This is a genomic window from Nocardia lasii (assembly GCF_042658545.1).
Classification (GTDB): Bacteria; Actinomycetota; Actinomycetes; order Mycobacteriales; family Mycobacteriaceae; genus Nocardia; species Nocardia lasii.
Genome location: NZ_JBHSQN010000002.1, coordinates 183,853 through 205,606, shown reverse-complemented (window position 1 = coordinate 205,606; position 21,754 = coordinate 183,853). Strand labels below are relative to the sequence as shown.

General features: G+C 68.2%; 20 protein-coding genes. 12 read left to right on the top strand and 8 right to left on the bottom strand.

All coding sequences use genetic code 11. The features are described from left to right. Positions 1-40 precede the first annotated feature (40 nt). The 4 genes from ACFP3H_RS04720 to ACFP3H_RS04705 all read left to right on the top strand — a co-directional run bounded on the left by ACFP3H_RS04720 (position 41) and on the right by ACFP3H_RS04705 (position 4,686). Complete coding sequence (locus ACFP3H_RS04720) at positions 41-826, top strand: universal stress protein (RefSeq protein WP_378600127.1); 786 nt, start codon at positions 41-43, stop codon at positions 824-826. 45 nt (positions 827-871) lie between these two features. Next, positions 872-2,320, top strand: coding sequence for a glucose-6-phosphate dehydrogenase (gene zwf / locus ACFP3H_RS04715; RefSeq protein WP_378600124.1), 1,449 nt, complete (start codon positions 872-874; stop codon positions 2,318-2,320). Between the two features lie 115 nt (positions 2,321-2,435). Continuing rightward, the gene (locus tag ACFP3H_RS04710; protein ID WP_378600122.1) at positions 2,436-3,854 is read left to right on the top strand and encodes a DUF445 domain-containing protein; all 1,419 of its coding nucleotides are present in this window, start codon (positions 2,436-2,438) and stop codon (positions 3,852-3,854) included. 1 nt (position 3,855) lies between these two features. Next, positions 3,856-4,686 (top strand): Abi-alpha family protein, encoded by an 831-nt coding sequence (locus ACFP3H_RS04705; RefSeq protein WP_378600119.1) that lies wholly within the window; start codon positions 3,856-3,858, stop codon positions 4,684-4,686. Positions 4,687-4,689: 3 nt separating this feature from the next. Here the strand turns inward: ACFP3H_RS04705 and ACFP3H_RS04700 are convergent, their stop codons facing one another. After that, positions 4,690-5,346: an enoyl-CoA hydratase/isomerase family protein gene (locus tag ACFP3H_RS04700; RefSeq protein WP_378600117.1), complete on the bottom strand. Its 657-nt coding sequence runs from the start codon at positions 5,344-5,346 to the stop codon at positions 4,690-4,692. Between the two features lie 26 nt (positions 5,347-5,372). Beyond that, positions 5,373-5,981, bottom strand: coding sequence for a TetR family transcriptional regulator (locus ACFP3H_RS04695; RefSeq protein WP_378600114.1), 609 nt, complete (start codon positions 5,979-5,981; stop codon positions 5,373-5,375). A gap of 214 nt (positions 5,982-6,195) precedes the next feature. Here ACFP3H_RS04695 and ACFP3H_RS04690 point away from each other — a divergent pair, with 214 nt between their 5' ends. Continuing rightward, a complete protein-coding gene (locus ACFP3H_RS04690) occupies positions 6,196-6,741 on the top strand; it encodes a TetR/AcrR family transcriptional regulator (protein ID WP_378600112.1) in 546 nt (181 codons plus the stop codon). Here ACFP3H_RS04690 and ACFP3H_RS04685 read toward each other — a convergent pair. From ACFP3H_RS04685 to ACFP3H_RS04675, 3 genes are read right to left on the bottom strand one after another with little or no spacing between them, the layout of a single operon-like run. Next, a complete protein-coding gene (locus tag ACFP3H_RS04685) occupies positions 6,738-8,597 on the bottom strand; it encodes a Na+/H+ antiporter (protein WP_378600109.1) in 1,860 nt (619 codons plus the stop codon). The genes ACFP3H_RS04690 and ACFP3H_RS04685 overlap by 4 nt on opposite strands. A 28-nt stretch (positions 8,598-8,625) precedes the next feature. Further along, a complete protein-coding gene (locus ACFP3H_RS04680; protein WP_378600107.1) occupies positions 8,626-9,939 on the bottom strand; it encodes a threonine/serine exporter family protein in 1,314 nt (437 codons plus the stop codon). 51 nt (positions 9,940-9,990) lie between these two features. Then, positions 9,991-10,740, bottom strand: a complete 750-nt coding sequence (locus ACFP3H_RS04675; RefSeq protein ID WP_378600104.1) for a histidine phosphatase family protein — start codon at positions 10,738-10,740, stop codon at positions 9,991-9,993. Between the two features lie 95 nt (positions 10,741-10,835). Here ACFP3H_RS04675 and ACFP3H_RS04670 point away from each other — a divergent pair, with 95 nt between their 5' ends. Then, positions 10,836-11,555, top strand: coding sequence for a DsbA family oxidoreductase (locus tag ACFP3H_RS04670; RefSeq protein ID WP_378600102.1), 720 nt, complete (start codon positions 10,836-10,838; stop codon positions 11,553-11,555). A 22-nt stretch (positions 11,556-11,577) separates the two neighbouring features. On the opposite strand, the gene ACFP3H_RS04665 is transcribed toward ACFP3H_RS04670, so the two are convergent. Next, positions 11,578-12,627 carry a glucose 1-dehydrogenase gene (locus ACFP3H_RS04665; RefSeq protein ID WP_378600099.1) on the bottom strand — a complete coding sequence of 350 codons (1,050 nt, stop codon included), beginning with the start codon at positions 12,625-12,627 and terminating at the stop codon, positions 11,578-11,580. 253 nt (positions 12,628-12,880) lie between these two features. Here ACFP3H_RS04665 and ACFP3H_RS04660 point away from each other — a divergent pair, with 253 nt between their 5' ends. Genes ACFP3H_RS04660 through ACFP3H_RS04645 form a run of 4 tightly spaced genes read left to right on the top strand, consistent with a single transcriptional unit; the run spans position 12,881 to position 16,971 of the window. Then, positions 12,881-13,672, top strand: coding sequence for an N-acetylmuramoyl-L-alanine amidase-like domain-containing protein (locus ACFP3H_RS04660; RefSeq protein WP_378600097.1), 792 nt, complete (start codon positions 12,881-12,883; stop codon positions 13,670-13,672). A 1-nt stretch (position 13,673) separates the two neighbouring features. Then, positions 13,674-14,114, top strand: coding sequence for a helix-turn-helix transcriptional regulator (locus tag ACFP3H_RS04655; protein ID WP_378600094.1), 441 nt, complete (start codon positions 13,674-13,676; stop codon positions 14,112-14,114). Between the two features lie 10 nt (positions 14,115-14,124). Then, positions 14,125-14,535 carry a VOC family protein gene (locus ACFP3H_RS04650; RefSeq protein ID WP_378600092.1) on the top strand — a complete coding sequence of 137 codons (411 nt, stop codon included), beginning with the start codon at positions 14,125-14,127 and terminating at the stop codon, positions 14,533-14,535. A gap of 57 nt (positions 14,536-14,592) precedes the next feature. Further along, the gene (locus tag ACFP3H_RS04645) at positions 14,593-16,971 is read left to right on the top strand and encodes an ATP-binding cassette domain-containing protein (protein WP_378600089.1); all 2,379 of its coding nucleotides are present in this window, start codon (positions 14,593-14,595) and stop codon (positions 16,969-16,971) included. Between the two features lie 46 nt (positions 16,972-17,017). Here the strand turns inward: ACFP3H_RS04645 and ACFP3H_RS04640 are convergent, their stop codons facing one another. Together ACFP3H_RS04640 and ACFP3H_RS04635 are read right to left on the bottom strand one after the other, a co-directional pair. After that, the gene (locus ACFP3H_RS04640; RefSeq protein ID WP_378600087.1) at positions 17,018-17,302 is read right to left on the bottom strand and encodes a hypothetical protein; all 285 of its coding nucleotides are present in this window, start codon (positions 17,300-17,302) and stop codon (positions 17,018-17,020) included. A gap of 367 nt (positions 17,303-17,669) precedes the next feature. Next, positions 17,670-18,257, bottom strand: coding sequence for a TetR/AcrR family transcriptional regulator (locus ACFP3H_RS04635; RefSeq protein WP_378600084.1), 588 nt, complete (start codon positions 18,255-18,257; stop codon positions 17,670-17,672). A gap of 80 nt (positions 18,258-18,337) precedes the next feature. Between ACFP3H_RS04635 and ACFP3H_RS04630 the strand changes: the two genes are divergently transcribed. Together ACFP3H_RS04630 and ACFP3H_RS04625 are read left to right on the top strand one after the other, a co-directional pair. Continuing rightward, positions 18,338-19,627, top strand: a complete 1,290-nt coding sequence (locus ACFP3H_RS04630; RefSeq protein ID WP_378600082.1) for a YhgE/Pip domain-containing protein — start codon at positions 18,338-18,340, stop codon at positions 19,625-19,627. Further along, complete coding sequence (locus tag ACFP3H_RS04625) at positions 19,627-21,420, top strand: AMP-dependent synthetase/ligase (protein WP_378600079.1); 1,794 nt, start codon at positions 19,627-19,629, stop codon at positions 21,418-21,420. Before ACFP3H_RS04630 ends, ACFP3H_RS04625 begins: the two co-directional genes overlap by 1 nt. Positions 21,421-21,754: the final 334 nt, after the last annotated feature.

Here is a 21,754-nt window from a genome sequence, read left to right as displayed (position 1 = left end):
CCACAGCGCAGCTGACCTGCCGTCGATCGGAGAGCGTCACATGGGGTGCTACCAGCGCATCGTCGTGGGAACCAATGGTTCGGAGTCCGCGCGGACGGCGGTAGCGGTGGCCGGGGAACTGGCGGTGGGCTTCGGGATCGGGGTCACCGCGGTGAGCGTGTGGAAGGAAGCCGGGCGCCGATCCGGCACCGACGCCGCCTGGGCCGAACAGACCAGCGCCGAGGCCGCGCGCTCACTCACCGACGCCGGCGTCCCCGAGGTCTCGCGCACCGAACTCGACGGGGTCGCGGGCGCGTTGCTGCTCGAACTCGCCGAACGCGAACCCGGCACGCTGCTGGTGATCGGCGGCGGCAGCCTGGGCAGTTCCAAGGCGCGCCTGCTCGGCTCCACCGCCAATCACGTCTCCCACCACAGCCAGACCGACGTGGTCTTCACCCGCAAGGTCCCCAAGCGGTGGACCACGGTCGGGTTGACCACCGACGGCTCGGACAGTTCGCTGACCGCGGTGCGTCGCGGCTACGAACTCGCCGTGTCGATGGGGGCGCGCCCGTTCCTGGTGACCTCGGCCAAGACCGACGACGACGGCGCGCAGACCCTGATCGAGGTCGAGGGCCGGATCGAGGTGGCCGACCCGGAACTGTTGGGCCGCGACGTGCTCACCGGGGTGCCCGCGGCCGAGGCGATCTGCAACGCGGCCTGGAAATACGATCTGGTCGTGATCGGCAATCGTGGAATGAGCGGGCCCGCACGACTTCTCGGCTCGGTGGCCAACAAGGTCACCCACGATATCGACACCAATCTGTTGCTCGTCAACACCAGTCACTGATCTTTCGGCCGACGAAATCGACTCCGGCACCGTAATCTTGGAACGGTGTCGGCCACAGGTTCGGAAACCGCCCCGCATGTCGTCGTCTTGTTCGGCGCCACCGGCGATCTCGCTCGCCGCAAACTTCTGCCCGGTCTACTGCACCTGTCCCGGTCGCATCTGGCCCCGGAATTACGGATCATCGGGGTGTCGCTCGACGACCTCGACGACGCCTCGTTTCGCACCCTGGCCCACACCGCGTGCGAAGCGTCCTCGCGCCGTGGAGTGCTGAAAGACTGGGACGAGTTCGCCGAAACCCTGAGCTATGTGCCGCTCACGGCCGGTCCCGAGGCGCTACGCCACGCCGTGGATGCCCAGCGCGCGATCCTCGGCCCCGACACCCAGGTATTGGCCTACCTGTCGGTGCCGCCCAAAGCCGCCCCGTCGGTGATCGCGCTGCTCGCCGAGGCGGGGCTCACCCAGGATTCGCGGGTGATCATGGAAAAGCCGTTCGGCACCGATCTCGACAGCGCCCGCACCCTCAACGCCGCCATCCACGAAGTGTTCGACGAATCCCAGATCTTTCGCATCGATCATTTCCTCGGCAAGGAATCCGCGCTCAATATTCTGGCGTTCCGATTCGCCAACGGATTGTTCGAACCGATCTGGAACCGCAATTTCATCGACCACATTCAGATCGATGTGCCCGAAAAACTCAGCCTGGAAGGACGGTCGGAGTTCTACGACGCCACCGGCGCCTTCCGCGACATGGTGGTCACCCACCTGTTCCAGATCCTGGCGTTCGTGGCGATGGAACCGCCCACCGCCCTGGACTCCCAGGCGATCACGATCGAGAAGAACAAGGTCTTCCGGTCGATGCTGCCGCTGGACCCGCGCAAGGTGGTGCGCGGTCAGGTGCGCGGATACCACGACGAACCCGGCGTCGACCCCGAGTCCGACACCGAGACCTTCATCGCGCTGGCCTGCGGCATCGACAACTGGCGCTGGGCCGACGTCCCGTTCTACCTGCGCACCGGCAAATACCTCGCCCAGGGCCAGCGCATCATCTCGATCGCGTTCCGCGAACCCCCGCAGAGCATGTTCCCGGCCGGATCAGGGGTCGGCGCGCACGGACCCGACCACCTCACCTTCGACCTGGCCGACGCCTCGAAGGTGTCGCTGTCGTTCTACGGCAAACGCCCCGGCGTCGGCATGAAACTCGACAAGCTCAGCCTGCAGTTCGCGCTCGAGGAAACCGACCGCGCCGGCGACGTGCTCGAAGCCTACGAACGGCTCATCCTCGACGCGATGCGCAACGACCACACCCTGTTCACCACCGCCGACGGCATCGAACGCCTGTGGGAGATCTCCGCGCCGCTGCTCAACGACCCACCGCCGGTACGCAACTACGACACCGGCTCGTGGGGACCCAACGCGATCCACCAGCTGGTGACCCCGCGATCGTGGCGACTGCCGTTCGAACGCGCCTGGCGCGAACGCCGCGTCTGGTCCTGATCGAGGCGTTCGCTCCGATTTAACCGGGCAACTCCGAGTTGACCGAAACCGCCTGTCCGGTCGCCTATGATGACCGGTACGCGCGATATTCGCCACACAACGGAGTGGACGCCGGATGAATGCTGGGATCGAGGCGGCGGGTTTCTTCGGCCTGCTCGACTGGGAGGAGACGACCGGTCTGAGCAAGTTCTGGGTCGACATGATCTCGATCCCGATCTTCAGCGCCATGGCCGGTCTGATCACCAACTGGACCGGGGTGATCATGCTGTTCGCGCCGGTGCGCTTCACCGGGTTCTACGTCCCCGGCCTGAAAACGATCTTCCCGCTGCTGCCACGCAAAGTGCAGATCCTGCCCACCTTCGCCCCCGGCGGCATCCTCGGCTTCCAAGGGTTCATTCCGGCGCGCTCGGAGAAGATGGCCAGCCTCATGGTCGACAACGCCGTGGCCAAGATCGGCACCGCCAAGGACTTCTTCGACCAGATGGACCCGCGCAAGATCTCCGCCCAGGTCGCCCAGGTGGCGTTGCCGAACGTGCGCTCGATGGTCGACACGATCATGGACACCGAACACCCCACCCTGTGGGCCGACATGCCCCCGCGCGCCAGGGAAGCCATCTACACGCGCGTGGAAGCCGAACTGCCCACGATCACCGACCGGGCCTTCGACTTCATCGGCGAGAACATCGACCAGCTCCTCGACGTGAAACTCATGGTGGTCGGGTATCTGCGGCGGCGGCCCGAACTGCTCAAGGACGTCATCTACGGGCTCGGCGCCCCGGAACTGCGGTTCATGACCCGCAGCGGGGTGCTGGGGTTCCCGTTCGGGGTGATCGTGGCGCTGTGGTTGTCGCTGCTGCACTACAGCACCCCCCACGGCGACACCCCCGCGCTGATCACGCTGCCCGGCTGGCTCTACACCGCCGTGCACTTGCTGCCCGCGTGGCTGTGGGTGGTGCTGGGCGGGGCGGTGGTGGGTGTGCTGGTCAACATCATCGCGATCAAAGTGGTGTTCGAACCGGCCACCCCGCAACCGCGCTACAAATACCCGTGGCGGGTCGCGAAATTCGCCAAACGCCAACACCAGGCCGCCGCTGACCTCGGCCACGCGATCGGCTACCAGATCGTCACCCTCGACGTGGTCACCGAGGAACTGCTCGACGGGCCCAGCGGTGACAAGACCCGCGCGGTGATCGCCCACTTCCTCGAGGCCGAGATCGACCGGATCCTGGGCCCGCTGCGGTCGGTGACCCGGTTGGCGATCGGGCCACGCCAGTTCGACGCCATCCAGGCCACCGCGGGCGCGAACCTGGCCACCGAGATGAAACCCTGGCTCGTCGAAGACGTCGAGTTCTCCCAGACCACCGCCGCCAGCGTGGATCGCCTGGCCACCGAGAAACTGCGCGAACTGCCGCCCGACGAGTTCGTCGAAATGCTCTACACCGCCATCGAACAGGACGCCTGGCTGCTGTATCTGCACGGCGGCATCCTCGGCGCCCTCGTCGGTGGGCTGCACCTGCTGATCTTCGGAGCGTGACATGGCCGAACAACCCCCCGAACGCGACCCCGGCATCCCCACCGACCTGCTCGGGTTGGCGCGCATCGCCGGCGCCTCGGTGCGCCACATCGTGCACGCGGTCACCAAGGGTGCCGTGCACACCGCCACCGACCTCGTCGACGACATCCGCGCCGGCGAACCGGTCTCGCAGATCTTCGACGAACGCGTGGACCTGCTGCGCCGGGTCGCGTTGAGCGCGTTGGGCCTGACCAGCACCGTCACCGGGGTCTACGGGCCCGTCGAGAACGAGGTCGACGCCGCCGACCTCAAGGCGATGGGCGACGCGATGATCACCGAGGGCTGGGACTGCGCGCAGCAACCCCGCGACCTGCACCCCTCGTTCGTGCCGATCCTGCACGACCTGACCCCCGACGAAGCCCGCATCCTGCGCTTCCTGGCCGTGGCCGGACCCCAACCGGCCATCGACATCCGCACCAAGGCCCCGTTCGGGATCGGTTCGCAGCGCCTGGCTGACGGGATCACCATGATCGCCGCGATGGCCGGATGCGCGCTGCCCGACCGCGACCACCACTACCTGGGCAACCTCAATCGCCTCGGGCTGGTGCGGTTTTCGACCGAACCGGTGGCCGATTTCCGCCGCTACGCCTTCCTCGAGGCGCAACCGCCCGCCCAGGCCGCGTACAAGTCGGTGAAGATGCACGCGATCAGTTCCTACCGCAGCATCTACCTGACCGTGTTCGGCAAACAGTTCTGCGACGCGTGTTTCGTGCTCGGCGATTACACCGGCGGCGGGTGGGCCGGGGACGACCGCGGTGACATCTACCTCGGCAAGGGTCCCCGGCTCCCGTGAGTCTCAGTCCCGTCCGCGCAAGGCGTCGAGGACCCCGGCGAACATCACCGACTTGATCGCGGTCATCGTGGGCTGGTCCTTGCCGCCCACGGGCGCGACCAGATCGAGTGCGGTGGTGAGCACGTCGTGCTCGGCGGCGATGGCGTCGACCAGCTCCACCGCGAGCGCGTCGGGTCCGCCGAAGCGCCGGGCGGTGGTCATCGCGGCGATCGCGGTCTTGGGCGAGACCTTGGCCTGGATGAGCGCGGCCATGCCGTTGGTGAACGGGATACGGATATCGGCCTCGGGGAAACAGAAGTAGCCGCGATCGGCGCGCATCACCCGGTAGTCGTGGGCCATCGCCACCATCGCGCCCGCTCCGAAGGCGTGCCCGCCGATCGCGGCGACCGTGGGCATCGGCAGGGTCAGCACGCGTCCGAAGAGCTGGTGTACCGAGGCGACGTACTCCGCGGCCCGGTCGCCGTTGGCGCCGAGCCAGTCCAGGTCCAGGCCGTTGGAGTAGATCTTGCCGGTCGCGGTGGTCACCAGGGCGGCCGCGCCGTCGGCGACGACGGTGTCGAGCAGGGCGTGCACCTCGGTCAGGAACTCCGGGGACAGGCGGTTCTCGCCGTCGCCGAAATCGAGGATCGCGATCGAATCATGGTGGCGCAGTGTGGGCATCGGGGTTTCCTTTTCAGTGGGGGAGCTCAGTGGGGACCGAGGTCGAGGACGGCGCGGACCGCGGCGCGCAGGTGCGCGCGGGCCAGGGGATCGGTGAGGCGGTCGCGGCGCAGCAGCAGCGCGGTGGGCAGATCGACCAGACACGTGGTGACCGTGGCGACCGCGCGACGGTCCGCGCGACCCCACAGGGCGCGCGCGAGCCGGTTCAGGGCGGTGAGCAGTGCCTTCTCGGTGTCGGCGATCTCTCGGGCCAGCTCCGGCGGCAGGTCGCCGGCGAGCAGTTCGGCCCGGTCGACGACCAGCAGCAGGCGCGCGGAATCGGGGTGGGCCATGGCCAGCCGCGCGGGGACCTCGGCGGCGTCGAGGACCGCGTCGACCCGGTCCTCGGGGTCGGTGGCGGCCACGGCGCGGTCGATATCGGCGCGCTGGAGGTCCAGGAATCGGTGCGCGGCGCGTAACCAGGTGCGGGCCAACACGATCTGGCGCGAGGCGAAGGTGTGATACAGCGCGCCGTTGGATACTCCGGTGGCGGCGGCGACGGCGCGCACCGTCACCGCGGCGGGTCCGGCGCGCGCGGCGAGGTGTTCGGCGGCGTCGAGGACCGTCTCGGGGTCGTGGGTACGCGGTCTCGGCATGAACAATAGTTTACAGAGCGTCTGCTCTGCTATTCCGTTCGGATGCACTTTCGGCCCTCTGTGCACGTATTTCGTTCTGCCACAGCTCATTTCGACCGTCGACGGCCGGATTTCGGCACAGCGTAGACGACGTTATGGTGACCCGAGTGCTCGTTACGATGAGGTACTGTTCGCATTCTTCGGCCCCTGCCCGCACGAACAGAACGGCATCGCGATGTCCCGAGTGGTCACCAAGGAGCAGTACTACGACACCGCGGTGGCGGTGCTCGCCGAATTCGGGTTCAAAGGCCTCAATATCGGGGTCCTGTGTCGACGGCTCGGCGTCACCAGCGGCTCGTTCTACCACCACTTCGGTTCCTGGCAGGGCTTCGTCGACACCCTGCTCGAACACTGGGAGAACCGGCAGATGGTCGAACTACGCGCCCTGGACGTGGGCCACGGCGACCCCGACGCCGACGTGCGCGCCATGTCGGTGCTGGCGGGCGGGCTCGAACACGGCGCCGAAGCGGCCCTGCGCGCCTGGGCGGCCAACGACGAATCCGTGCACGTCACCGTCAAACGGGTCGACGAATCCCGCAGGCGCACCGTGCATCGCGTGATCGACAGCGTCGTCGGCGACGAAGCCACCGCCGGCGTGGTCACCGAGGTCGGCATGGCCATGATCATCGGCTACCAGCAGCTCGCCGCCAACGGCGAATCCGCCGAACTCGACCAGCTGCTCGCCGAATACGCCCGCCTGATCTACTCCCACCGCCCCTAACCGAGCAACTGGTCGACATAGCACCAGCGCCACGCCTCCCCGGGCTCCACACTGCGCATCACCGGATGGTGCGTGGACCGGAAATGCGCGGTCGCGTGATCGCCGATCGAGGACTCACAGCAGCCGATGTTCCCGCAGGCGGTGCACATCCGCAGATGCACCCACCGCAACCCCTCGTCCAGGCACGCCCGACACACCAGCTCCGCCGCGGACGGCACCGCGGGCTGTGGCGCCGCGTCCAGATGCGCGCACCCCAGCGCCCCGGCCGCGGTGGCCAACGGCTCACCCGCGCGCGCCTCGTCGCTCTCGTCGAACCGGTCGATCATCGACTCCTCGAGGTCGAGCCGGGCCAGCACATGTTGCAGCACTTCGTAATCGGCGCCACCGGCATCGCGCACCCGCAGCACCGCCTCGCGTTCGGCACCGAGCATCGCCAGGCGTAGTCGCCGGTATTCGGCGGTGGGGGTGACCAATTCGGCTTCGGGACGGCCCAGACGCTCCCAGGCGGCGTTGGAACGCCACACCAGACGCTGACGCAGCGACTCGACCACCGGTTCGGGGGTATCGGGTCCGATCCGACGCTCCAACTCCGCCAGCCCGGCAGTCGAAGCCCGGTGCAGCAGATCGGCTTTCGCGAGCGCGTCCTCCTCCCGGCTCGGCCCACGCAACCGCAACGCGCGCACCAACCACGGCAGCGAGGTGCCCTGCACCAGCAGCGTCGCACCGACCACCACCAATGCCAGCAGTTCCAACACCGGCAGCTGCGGGGTCGAGGACGGCAGCAACAGCACCGCCGCCAACGTCACCACCCCGCGCATGCCCGCCCACGACACCACCGCCGCGTGACTCAACGGCTCGGTCGAGCGCCCGAACAACCTGGCCACCAGCACCGGGGTGAACACCCACACCGGACGCGCCAGCATCACCGCGGCCACCACCGCCACCGCCGTCACGATCAGCGTCGGGTGATCCAGCCCGGAATGCCAGGCCGCCTCGACGATCCACCGCACCTGCGTCCCGATGATCAGGAACACCGCGCTCTCCAGAATGAACCCGATGGTGCGCCAATTGGTGGTCTCGGCCACCCGCGAGGCCGCGCTCTGCCACCGGTGCGCGCCGTGGCCCAGGATCATCCCGCACGTCACCACCGCGATCACCCCCGACGCGTGGAAGTGCTCGGCGGGCAGATACGCCACGAACGGGGCCAGCAGCGACACCGAGGTATCGAGCACCGGGTCGGTGATCCGCCGGCGCAGCATCGCCAACCCCGTCGCCACCAGCGCGCCGAACACCGCACCGCCGACCGCGGCGATCAGGAAATCCTCGCCGATCTGCCACACCGTCACCGCACCGGCCATCGCCGCGATCGCGCTGCGCAACGCCACCAGCGCGGTCGCGTCGTTGAACAGCGACTCGTCCTCGAGCACCGTCACGATGCTGCGCGGCATCCCCGTACGCCGCGCCACCGCTGTCGCGGCCACCGCGTCCGGGGGAGCGACCACCGCACCCAACGCCACCGCCGCGGCGAAGGGCACCGGCAGCAACCACCACACCACCAGCGCCACCGCGAACGTGCTGAACAGCACCAACCCCACCGACAGCGACGCGATCGTGCGCAGGTTGTCCTTGAAATCGACCAGCGAGGTGCGCAACGCCGCGGTGTAGAGCAGCGGCGGCAGCAACCCCAGCAGCACCACCTCCGGGTCCAGATGGGTCTGCGGCACCATCGGCAGATACGACGCCGCCACCCCGGCCACGGTCAGGACCAGCGGTTCCGACACCCCGAACCGTCGGGCCAGTGCCGCCAGCGCGGTCGCCGCACCGACCAGGACCACCACACCGATCGCGATATCCATCGGCGCATTCTCCCACCGGAACGCGCGCTCAGTCGGTCGAGGCGGCCCACGGGCGACGCGCCAACACCGACCACAGGTACACCCCGAAGCTCGCGCCCAAGCCCAGACCCACACACACCGCGGCCGCCTGCACGAAATACCCGATCCCCGACACCTTGTAGACCGACAGGATCAGGCCCTGGCACACGATCAGACCGGGCAGCAACGCACCGGTGATGCCGACCAGCGCCAGCGCCGAAACCGGCAACCGCAACCGATCCGCCGACGCCGCCGCCAGCATCCCGAGCACGATCGCGGCCAGCGGACCCGCCCACGCCGAGGGCACGTGCCCGATATGGATCAGCGACTGGTTCACCGACGCCGTCACCAGACCCGCCACCGCCGCGGGCAGCAACAGATTGCGCCCACCCACATTGAACAGCGCGTTGCCGATCGCGCCCAGGATCGCGAAACAGATACCCAACCACACCGGCAGCACCGGCAACACCGCGTCCCCGGCGATCCCCAGATCGAACCGCCACGCCAACGCCAACGTCAGCAAACCACCCAGGGTGATACCGCCGATGATCAACGCCGCGCCCAACGCGCGCGCCAACGCGGTCAGACTGTCGCTGCTGACCACATCGATCGCCGTCGACATCAACTGCGGCAGCGGCGCGATCAGCACCCACGCGGTCGCGATCACCGTGGCCGCCTGCGCCACACTGAGCCAGCCCAGCAGATGGAACGTGCCACCCAGCGCGCCCGCCATCGACGCCTGCACCGCCACCGCGACGAACTTGGGCACATTGTGCATCCCGAAAGCGCGCCCGCTCAGGTTCACCACCAACTGGGTCCCCGCCGCCAACCCCGCCGCCAGCGCGCTGCCGCCGATCTGCAAGCAGATACAGAACGCCAACAGCACCCCACCGGCCTGCACCGACCACCACGGAAACGGTTGCGGCCCCGCATCAGCGCGTTTGAGCAGATCACACGCCTCGGCGGGAGTCAGGTTCTCCAGCACCGCCTTGCGAGCCACATCCTTGACCCGGCGCATCCGGTCACAGTCGTAGGCGTCGAGCGAACTCGCCTCCGACAGCCGCGACAACGCCCGGCCCTCGCTGTCGACACACTGCACGATCACCACCCGACCGAGCCCGCTGACCGACACATCATCCAACCCCCACGCCGCGGCACACGAACGCACCATCAGCATCGACGCCTCCGTGGCGTACCCGGATTCCAGTGTCGAACTGGCCAACTCGGTCAAGAACTCCAGCGCGGCGCCGATCTGACGATCATCGCCCGCCTCGGTCGGCTCCTGGTTCGACGCGCTGTCGCTGGCTCCGCTCGGGTTCGACATGGCGCCAAATCTAGTGGCCGAGACCGCCCCCGCCGGGCGACACGCGCCAGCTCACCCGGGCTTATCGCCGAGATGATCGACCGCGCCCCACACCCGCAACGCCAACCGCGGCCCGTCACGGCGCCACTGCGACACCGACGCGGTCGGCACCGGCTCGAGCGAATCCGGCACCGGAGCGCCGAGACCGTCGAGCACGTACCGCAGCGACATCACCACCGCGTCATGGGTCACCAGCAGCACCTGCTCCCCGGCGGCCACCGCGTCGAGCTCGTCGACGAAATTGCGCACCCGCACCGCCACATCGGCCAGCGACTCCCCACCCGGCGGGCGATACACCCAATTGCCCACCCGCTGCCGCCGCGCCCCCTCCTCGGGCGCGCGCCGCCGCATCGCCTGATACGGGTGCAACTCGAACACCCCCATCTCCCGGTCGCGCAATCGCTCGTCGACCAGGGTGCGGATCGGATGCAGGCCACGATGGCGGGCCGCGGCGACCTCGGCCATCACCGCCCAGGTGAGCCGGGTGCGCAGATACGGGGAGCAGACCACCAGGGTGGGGCGCATCGCCGAGACCAACCCCGCCAACCACTCACCCAACCGCTGGGCCTGCCACTGCCCCAACTCGGTCAGGGCCACCGTGGCGTCGGTGCCGCGCATCGGCAACCGCTCGGTCGCCGGATCGGCGAACCAGGCATTGGCCTCGCTCTGCCCGTGCCGCACCGCCCACAACCCGCCCAGCGCGCGCGGCACCGCCAAACCCTCGTGCAACGGCACCCACCCGCGCCGCCGATCGCCCTCCACCCGCTACTCCTCGCCCCGGTAGCATTGCGCACGGTGATCCGCACACTCCGCACTCCTCGTCACAGTCCGGCGTTTCCTTGTCGAAAGAGGCCAGCATGACCAGAGTAGAGGTTTGGACCGACATCAACTGCCCCTTCTGCTACCTGGGCAAAGCCCGCTTCGAAGCGGCCCTGGCCGAGTTCGACCACCGCGACGACGTCACGGTGGTCCACCGCTCCTTCGAACTCGACCCCACCCTGGCACCGGGCACCTCCCGCCCGGTGATCCCCGCGATCGCCCAGAAATACGGCATCACCGTCGAGCAGGCCGCGGCCAACGAACGCGGCATCGGCGCCCAAGCCGCCGCCATGGGACTGCCCTATCAGACCAGCGGCCGCGACTCCGGCAACAGCTTCGACATGCACCGACTCCTGCACTACGCCCTCGACCAGGGCAAACAGGAAGCCATGCTCGACGCCCTCTACGCGGGCAACTTCGCCGAACCCGAACCGGTCTTCGGCGACACCGAACGCCTCGTCACCCTCGCCGCCCGCGCCGGCCTGGACGAGAACTCGGTCCGCGCGGTCCTGGCCGACCCCGACGCCTACGCCGACGCGGTCCGCCGCGACGAAGCCGAAGCCGCCGCCCTCGGCGCCACCGGAGTGCCGTTCTTCGTGTTCGACGACAAATACGCCGTCTCCGGCGCCCAACCCCCCGAAACCTTCACCCAGGCCCTCACCACCGCCTGGAACGACCGACCCGGCCCGCAACTGCTCGCCGACGGTGACACCTGCGGGCCCGACGGCTGCGCGGTCGAACCCGCGGCGGCCGACTGACCACCGCGGGCCCGATCCGAGATCAGGACAGGTCGATGACCACCTTGATATCGGTACCGCCCGGCTGGAACGCCTCGAGCGCGTTGTCCAACGTCAACCGCCGAGTGATCAACCGCTCCAACCACGACTCGTCGGCCTTGGCCAACGCGGCCGCGCCCTGCTCGTAATGGTGACGGTTCGCGTTCACCGACCCGAACACCACCGCGTTGTCGAGCACGATATTGCGGTTGAGCCCGCCCACATCGACATCGGTGTCCACACCGGGCGTCGACACACCGGTCAAACAGATGATCACGCCCGGGTTGTCGACCTCCATCGCCTGCAACGCCACCGCGGGCGCACCGGTCGCCTCGATCACGATGTCGGGCTTGACCTGCTTGGCCACCGCCGCGGCCGTACCGGTGTGATAGGTCGCGCCCAGCGCCTCGACCAACTCCTGCTTGATCCCGCCGGTGGCGCGATCGAGCACATGCACCTCCAGGCCGCGTTCCTTGCCGATCAGCGCCGCGAGCAAACCGATCGGGCCCGCACCGGTGACCAGCACCTTGCGCGGATCGAACCACGCGCGCTGATTGATCCGCTCGATCTGATCCCACGCCTTGGCCACCACGGTCGTCGGCTCCAACAGCACCCCGACCTTCTCCAACGACGGGTCCACCTTCACCGCGAAATCCTCACGCACCACCCACTTCGTCGACCCGTACCCGTCGATCTCCTTGATGCCGCGCTCGACATACATGCCGTTGCGGCACATGTCCCACTGCCCGCGCGCACACGCCCCACACGGCACCGGGTCGGGCCTGCGCACGATCCCGACCACCAGATCACCGGCGGCGAACTTGCTGCCCTCCGGCGCGGTCAGCACCCGACCCAACGACTCGTGCCCGAGCACCATCCGCGACTTGCCCGGCGGCAACCAGCCGTAGTTTCCCGCGACGATGTCGCGGTCGGTGCCACACACCCCCAGCGAGATCCCGTCGACCAGCAGTTCGTTCGGACCGACGATCGGATCGGGTACCTCCTCCACCCGCAAGGACTGAGCCTGCAGGGGAACGACTGTCAACGCACGCATTTCGGCTTCCCTTCCGCCCGAGATGAACCACATCCACGACACCAGGGGAGCAACCCCATCGCGAACTCGCCGCGAACACGGACTACCTGCGATTACGGTACGCGAACTCCGCGCGGAACGGTCGAAACGTCACCGTAAGCGAACAATCGGCATCATCTCGATGTCCGCGACCGGACCCGAGCCGCCGACTCTGTCGGGCCCCTCGGATACCGTGGACAGCGCTCGCCCCGATCAACAGCCACGTGGAGGCGTCTTGCGCATCATCGTCCGGATCGTGCTCGTGCTCGCCGCCCTGCTGTGCGCGGGCGCGCCCGCCCTGGCCACCCCCGCCGTCATCGACGAGACCACCGGCCGCAAGATCGACGAATTACTCGCCGTGCGTGCGGAATCGCCCGGACTGAGCCGACCGGACCTGATCGAACGGCTCTCCGCGCGCCTGCTCGGCACCCCCTACGGCGCGAACATGCTCGTCGGCTCCGCCACCACCGCCGAAGAACTCGTCGTCGACCTGCGCCGCGTCGACTGCTTCACCTTCCTCGACTACATCGACGCCGCCTCCCGCGCCACCGACCGCGGCCGATTCCTCGACGAACTCGTCGCCAACCGCTACATCGACAGCCGGGTCGAATTCACCCAGCGCAAACACTTCTTCACCGACTGGGCCGCCCGCGAGCGCGTCGCCGCCACCGACATCACCGCCACCCTGAGCCCGGCGGCCCTCACCACCACCAAACACCTCAACGCCAAAGCCGACGGCAGCACCTACCTGCCCGGCGTACCGGTGCTCGACCGCGCCGTCACCCACATCCCGTCCGAGGCCGTCGACGCCGCCGTGCTCGCGGGCCTGCGCACCGGCGACTACCTCGGCGCCTACACCCCCGCCGCCGGACTCGACGTCACCCACGTCGGCATCATCGTCACCACCCCCACCGGCCCGGTCTTCCGCAACGCCTCCTCCCTGGCGCAGACCTACCGGGTCGTCGACACCCCACTGGCCGACTACCTGCGCACCGTCCCCGGCATCGTCGTGCTCCGCCCGCTCTGAGATGCCCACCCCGGGCAAGGCACCGCAACTGCGCGACCTCGCGCTGCTGCGCCGCGTCCGCGACCGCATCGACCGCGACTACGCCCAACCACTCGACGTCGAAGCACTCGCGCGCGGCGTGCACATGTCCGCGGGCCACCTCAGCCGCCAGTTCCGCCTCGCCTACGGCGAATCGCCCTACTCCTACCTCATGACCCGCCGCATCGAACGCGCCATGGCGCTGCTGCGCCGCGGCGACCTCAGCGTCACCGAGGTCTGCTTCGCGGTCGGCTCGTCCTCACTGGGCACCTTCAGCACCCGGTTCACCGAACTCGTCGGCGTCGCCCCCAGCGTGTACAAACAGCAGCAGGGCGGCGCCACCGACGGCATGCCCGCGTGCGTGGCCAAGAAGGTGACCAGACCGATCAGGAATCGAGAAGCACCCGCCGCGGGACAGAATTAGCGTGGTCACCATGACCCTCACCATTCACCAGACCTACCTGCCCCAGGACGACCCCGACGCCGCACTGGCCTTCTACCGCGACGCACTCGGCTTCGAAGTACGCAGCGACGTCGGCTACGACGGCCTGCGCTGGATCGTCGTCGGACCCGTCGAACAACCCGGCACTTCCATCGTGCTCACCCCACCGGCCGTCGACCCCGGCATCACCGACGACGAACGCCGCGTCATCACCGAGATGATGGCCAAAGGCACCTACGCCGGCATCAACCTCGCCACCGACGACCTCGACGGACTCTTCGCGAAACTGCAAGCCCAAGAAATCGACGTCGTTCAAGAACCCACCGATCAGCCGTATGGTGTGCGCGACTGCGCCTTCCGCGACCCCGCCGGAAACCTGATCCGCATCCAGCAGACCGGTTAGTTGTCACACCCCGCCGGTAGATTCGCCCGACACCGACAGCCCTGATCGAGGAGACTCATGACCACGGCCAACACGACCGGCACCGTAGCGGCGGCCGACAGCCACGACCTGATCCGCGTCCACGGCGCCCGCGTGAACAACCTGCGCGATGTCAGCATCGAGATCCCCAAGCGCAGGCTCACGGTCTTCACCGGTGTCTCCGGCTCCGGCAAGAGCTCGCTGGTCTTCGGCACCATCGCCGCCGAATCCCAGCGCCTGATCAACGAGACCTACAGCGCGTTCGTGCAGGGCTTCATGCCGAGCCAGTCCCGCCCCGACGTCGACGTCCTCGAGGGCCTGACCACCGCCATCCTCGTCGACCAATCGCGCCTGGGCGCCGACCCGCGCTCCACCGTCGGCACCGTCACCGACGCCAACGCCATGCTGCGTATCCTGTTCTCCCGCCTCGGCGACCCACACATCGGCTCCTCGCAGGCGTTCTCCTTCAACGTCGCCTCGATCAGCGGCGCCGGCGCGGTGGAAGTCGAGAAGAACGGCGTCACCGTCAAGGAACGGCGCAGCTTCTCCATCACCGGCGGCATGTGTCCCACCTGCGAGGGCAAGGGCACCGTCAACGACATCGACCTCACCCAGCTCTACGACGAGAACAAATCCCTCGACGAGGGCCCGTTCACCATCCCCGGCTACACCATGGACGGCTGGATGGGCCGAATCTTCAAGGGCAGCGGCTTCTTCGACCCCGCCAAGCCGATCAAGAAATACACCAAGAAACAGCTCGCCGACCTGCTCTACAAGGAACCGACCAAGATCAAGGTCGACGGCATCAACCTCACCTACGAGGGCCTGATCCCCAAGATTCGCAAGTCGATGCTGTCCAAAGATGTCGAATCGCTGCAACCGCACGTGCGCGCCTTCGTCGAACGCGCGGTCACCTTCGGCACCTGCCCCGACTGCGACGGCACCCGCCTGTCCGCCGAGGCGCGCTCGTCGAAGATCAACGGCATCAGCATCGCCGACGCCTGCGCCATGCAGATCACCGATCTCGCCGAATGGGTCAAGGGCGTACACGACCCGTCAGTGGCGCCGCTGCTGGAATCGCTGCGCCAGACCCTCGACTCGTTCGTCGAGATCGGCCTCGGCTACCTGTCGCTCTCGCGCCCCTCGGGCACCCTGTCCGGCGGTGAAGCCCAGCGCGTCAAGATGATTCGCCACCTCGGCTCCTCGCTCACCGACGTCACCTACGTCTTCGACGAACCCACCGCGGGCCTGCACCCGCACGACATCCAGCGCATGAACGACCTGCTGTTGCGCCTGCGCGACAAGGGCAACACGGTGCTCGTCGTCGAACACAAGCCCGAGACCATCGCCATCGCCGACCACATCGTCGACATCGGCCCCGCCGCCGGCTCCAAGGGCGGCACCATCTGCTTCGAAGGCACCGTCGACGGGCTGCGCTCGAGCGGCACCGTCACCGGCCGCCACTTCGACGACCGGGCCGCGGTCAAGGACGCCGTGCGAAAGCCCACCGGCGCGTTGAAGATCCAGGGCGCCTCCGCCAACAACCTCGACAACGTCTCCGTCGACATCCCCCTCGGTGTGCTCGTCGCCGTCACCGGTGTCGCCGGCTCGGGCAAGAGCTCGCTCGTGCACGGCTCCATCCCGATCGAGGAGGGCGTGATCTCCATCGACCAAGCCCCCATCAAAGGCTCCCGCCGCAGCAACCCCGCCACCTACACCGGCCTGCTCGACCACATCCGCAAAGCCTTCGCCAAGGCCACCGGCGCCAAACCCGCCCTGTTCAGCGCCAATTCCGAAGGCGCGTGCCCGAACTGCAACGGCGCCGGCGTGGTCTACACCGACCTGGCCATGATGGCCGGAGTCTCCACGGTCTGTGAGGTGTGCGAGGGCAAACGCTTCATGGCCGAAGTCCTCGACTACACCTTCGCGGGCAAGAACATCAGCGACGTGCTCGCCATGCCCGTCGACGAAGCCCGCGAGTTCTTCGGCGAAGGCGAAGCCCGCACCCCCGCCGCCCACAAGATCCTCACCCACCTCACCGACGTGGGCCTGGGCTACCTCACCATCGGCCAGCCCCTGACCACCCTGTCCGGCGGCGAACGCCAACGCCTCAAGCTCGCCACCCACATGTCCGACAAGGGCGGCACCTACATCCTCGACGAACCCACCACCGGCCTGCACCTCGCCGACGTCGAACAACTCCTGGGCCTGCTCGACCGCCTCGTCGACGCGGGCAAATCCGTCATCGTCGTCGAACACCACCAGGCCGTCATGGCCCACGCCGACTGGATCATCGACCTCGGCCCCGGCGCCGGCCACGACGGCGGCCACATCGTCTTCGAAGGCACCCCCGCCGACCTGGTGAAATCCCGCGCCACCCTCACCGCCGAACACCTCGCCGACTACGTGGGCGCCTGACCGCCGCCTCCGGCGCGTCCCGACATGGGGGCGCGCCGGAGGAGTGCTACCCGAACGCGCCCCGCGCCGCCGACCCGGTGATCCCACCCGCCGCGGCCCCCACGTCCTCCCAGGACGCCCCCGAACCTCGCACGAACCGCACCGCCTCGGCCAACCGCTGCTGCGCCTCGACCAGCGAATCGTGCGCCAACTGCACCGGCATCATCGTCATCGTCCGATGCAGGTGCACCTCCCAGTCGGCCACCACCAGCCCCCGCAGCGCACCCGAGAGCGTGCCGTCGCCGCTGTAGAGGCACCGCGCATCCGGACAATGCTCCGCACGACACGGCACTCGCCGCCACCGCACCCCCTGCCACCGCCCACAACTACATTCGACCTGCCACCCCGCCACCGCCGACTCGTGCCCACACCGCCCCGATATCGCGGCGCCCCACTCGGATTCGACGCTCACCGCCCGAATCGAGCAGCGATGTTGTTCAACCAGGTCGACCACGCGAACACCTCCGAAACAGCTACATCCTTCTCGAGCGACCATCCAGGGACCCGGCTCCCGAAGAAACCCCGTCCCACACCATCTCAGCCGATCCTCCGATACCGAACCGTCCGGTCGCAACGGTTCCCCACTCCTTTGTTCCGAACCACAACCCCACCACCACGACTGTGTTCCCTCGAACCAGACCGCAGGTGAGTCCGGCGACTCAGCGGGGGAGTAGGCCAAGGGTGAGGTGGTGGACGAGGTCGTCGAGGAGTGCTCGGGAGTCGTAGTCGACGACGTAGCCGGAGCCGATGAAGGTGGCCAGGCCCTGGAGGGCGGCCAGGGCGGTGACGCCGAGGCGTTTCGGGTCGCCTGCCACGATCTCGCCTGCGGCCTGGCCCTCGGCGATGAGGGCGATCGGGACGGCGAAGGCGCGGTCGACGGATTCCTGGATGTCGGCGGAGGTCGAGCTGTGGCGGCGCGCGAACATCAGAGGGAGGAGTTCGGGGTTGTCCATGGCGAAACGCAGGTAGGCGTGGGCGACGGTGTGCAGGCGGGCGGTGATCGGTCCCTCGGGCACGACCTGGTCGAAACAGGTGCCCAGGCGCTCGAATCCGGTGACGGCGAGTGCGTCGAGCAGGGCTTGTTTGTCGCGGAAGTGTCGATTGGGGGCCGCGTGGCTGACCCCGGTATCGCGGGCCAGCTGTCGCAGCGACAGTCCGTCCACCCCGGCCTCGCGCAGCGTCGACTCGGCGCGCGTGAGCAGCGCGGCGCGCAGGTCGCCGTGGTGGTAGGGGGTGTGCGTAGACATGGTGAGAGCAGGATATCCGACGACCACCGCACATGTTTGCATTGACTACTTTGTAGTCGCTGACTACATTGGCGATCGCCATGACAGACAACACCGCGCCCGCCCGCAGGCGCACCATGCCGATCCGAGAGTGGCTCGCCCCCATCACCCTCGTGACGATCCTCGCGGCACTGCTGGGCACCCTGTACCTCGGCTACACCGTCGACCCGGAGAAAAGCCTGCACGACTTCCCGATCGCCCTGGTCAACCAGGACGTCGGCGACACCGTCGGCACGACCCCGACCAACATCGGCGACCAGATCACCACGGCACTGCGCGAGAACATCCCCGCCGACAAGATCGACCTGCGCGAAGTCGGCATCAACGAAGCCCAGCGCCAACTGCGCAACGGCGAGGTCTACGGCGCCATCGTCATCCCCGGCGACTTCACCAAACGCGTCGCCATCCTCGGCACCGCCTCGGTCGTGCCCGGCCAGATCGACCAGCCGATCATCTCCGTGCTCACCAACCCCCGCGCGGGCACCCTCGCCGCCCAGATCATGCAGACCATCGCCGACCAGGCCATGACCCAGGTCAACACCACCGTCGGCACCCAACTCACCGACCAGGTCACCGCCGCGATCGGCACCACCCCCCTCAGCGGCACCGCCCGACTGCAACTGGCCGAACCCATCGACGTCGTGGTCACCCCGTACCGCCCGCTCCCGGAAGGCACCGGCCAAGGGCTCGCGGCGTTCTTCTACACCCTGGTCCTGCTCATCGTCGGCTTCAGCGGCGCCATGCTGATCAACTCCCTGGTCGATTCCTCCCTCGGCTACATCCCCGCCGAATACGGCCCCTGGCACAAAACCACCCCGCGCGCCCGCATCAGCCGCAAGCGCACCCTGCTGATCAAATGGGCGATAGCCGCCATCAGCGCACCCCTGGCCTCGGGCGTCTTCCTCGGCATCGGCGCCCTACTCGACATGTCGATCGAGCGACCGCTGATGCTGTTCCTCTATGGCACACTGGCCATCGCCGCCGTCGCGATCACCGGCCTGTCGGTGATGGCCGCCTTCGGCACGGCGGGCCTGATGATCAACTTGATCGTGTTCGTGGTGCTCGGCATCCCCTCGTCCTCGGGCACCATCCCGCTCGAGGCGACCCCCCGCTGGATCGCCGACATGGCCGTCGTCGAACCCATGCACCAGATCTACCTGGCCGTGCGCGCCATCCTGTTCTTCGACGGACACCTGGAAGCCGGTATGGCACAGGGCCTGTGGATGACCCTCGCCGGCCTGGCGATCGGCCTGATCCTCGGCGCCGTCGCCACCACCACCTACGACCTGCGCGGCCTGCACCGTCTCGGCACCCCCGTGGAAGGGAAATAATGCGAGAGTACGAAGTCCCGGCTTCCTACACCATTCCGGAACACGCCAACAATTCCGACAGCGTGTTCCGCCACGGCGAGGATTCACCCGACACGGTGCTGTTCCAGGTCGCCGACGACCGCGGCGACCTCGCCGACATCACCGCCGCCCAGTTCGCCAGAACCGTCACCGACGTCGCGAAAGGCCTGCTCGCCTCGGGCGTCGACCTCGGCGACCGGGTGGCCATCATGGCGCCGACCCGGTACGAATGGGTCGTGCTCGATCACGCGATCTGGGCGTGCGGCGGCTGCACCGTGGCCATCTACGACAGCTCCGCCGCCGAACAGGCCAAGTGGATCCTGCAGGACTCCGCGACCACCCTGCTCGTCGTCGACAGCGCCAAGCAGCAGCGCGTCGTCGACGAGATCGACCCCGCGGCCCTGCCCGCCCTGCGCGAAACCCTGCGCATCGACCAGGGCCTGGTCGCCGAACTGACCACCCGCGGCGCCCATCTCGACGACGACGCCGTGCACTCGCGGCGCGCCAAGGTCGGCGCGGACTCCCCGGCCACCCTGATCTACACCTCCGGCACCACCGGCCGCCCCAAGGGCGTCATCCTCACCCACGCGAACCTCTACGCCGAGTCCAAGTGCGACCGGATCGCCCTGAGCGAGTTCGTGTGCGAGGGCAACCGGACACTGATGTTCCTGCCGCTGGCGCACGTCTTCGCCCGCGCGGTCACCCTGGCCGCCCTCGATGCCAAGGTCGTGGTGGCGTTCAGTTCCGACTGGTCCACCCTGGTCGACCAGTTCGCCGCCTTCCGCCCCGACTTCATCCTGGCGGTGCCGCGCGTGTTCGAGAAGGTCTTCAACGGCGCGAAACAGAAGGCCCACGCCGACGGCAAGGGCAAGGTCTTCGACCTGGCCACCGCCACGGCCATCGCCTGGAGCGAGTCCCTCGACAACGGCGGCCCCGGCTTGACCCTGAAACTGCGCCACACCCTGTTCGACAAGCTCGTCTACACCAAACTGCGCGGTGCGCTCGGTGGCCGCTGCGGCGCGGCGGTGTCGGGCGGGGGACCGCTGGGCGCTCGCCTCGGCCACTTCTTCCGCGGCGCCGGCATCCCCGTCTACGAGGGCTACGGCCTCACCGAGACCACCGCGGCCATCACCGTGAACACCCCGCGCCACACCCGCGTCGGCACGGTCGGCCGTCCGACCGAGGGCCACGGCGCCAAGATCGCCCCCGACGGCGAACTCCTGCTCCGCGGCCCCGTCGTCTTCCGCGAGTACTGGGGCAACCCCGAAGCCACCGCCGAGGCCTTCGCCGACGGCTGGTTCCAGACCGGCGACCTGGGCAGCATCGACCGCGACGGCTACCTGACCATCACGGGCCGCAAGAAGGAAATCCTCGTCACCGCGGGCGGCAAGAACGTCTCCCCGGCCGCGATGGAGGACTCCCTGCGCGCGCACCCTCTGATCAGCCAGGCCATGGTCGTCGGCGACGGCCGCCCGTTCGTCGCCGCCCTGATCACCCTCGACCCCGAGGCTCTGCCCGCCTGGATCCGAAGCCACGACCTCCCGGCCGATATCCCGATCGACACCCTGATCCGCGATCCCGACCTGACCGCCGAGATCGACGCGGCGGTCGCCGAGACCAACAGGCAGGTCTCGCGCGCCGAAGCGATCAAGAAGATCCGCATCCTGCCGATGGACTGGACCGAGGCCACCGGCGAACTGACCCCGAAGATGTCACTCCGTCGTGCTGAGGTCATGAAGAAGTACGCCGACGAAGTCGACGGCCTCTATAGCTGAGCGCCTCCGATAACCCCCTTGTTTCGTCACAGTGACGAAACAAGGGGGCTGGGGAAGTGGAGGGGGAGTGCACCCCCGGGGCGCCGGATCCCGAACCGGCCGCTCCGAGCCATTCAGCACGAATGATCATCAATCAGCCGGATGGCCGAAAACCCGCGAATCCGACGAAATCTCAGATCCCGAGAATTCGGCGCCGACCACGCACGAACAGCGCATCGCCCAACGCACCGAAGGGTTGGGGACCCCGGGGAGCCCGCCAAGCGTGCAACGCAGGGATGCACACGATGCCACGAACTCCCGAAAACCCCTTCTGACGGCCCGCCTTCAAACGCCG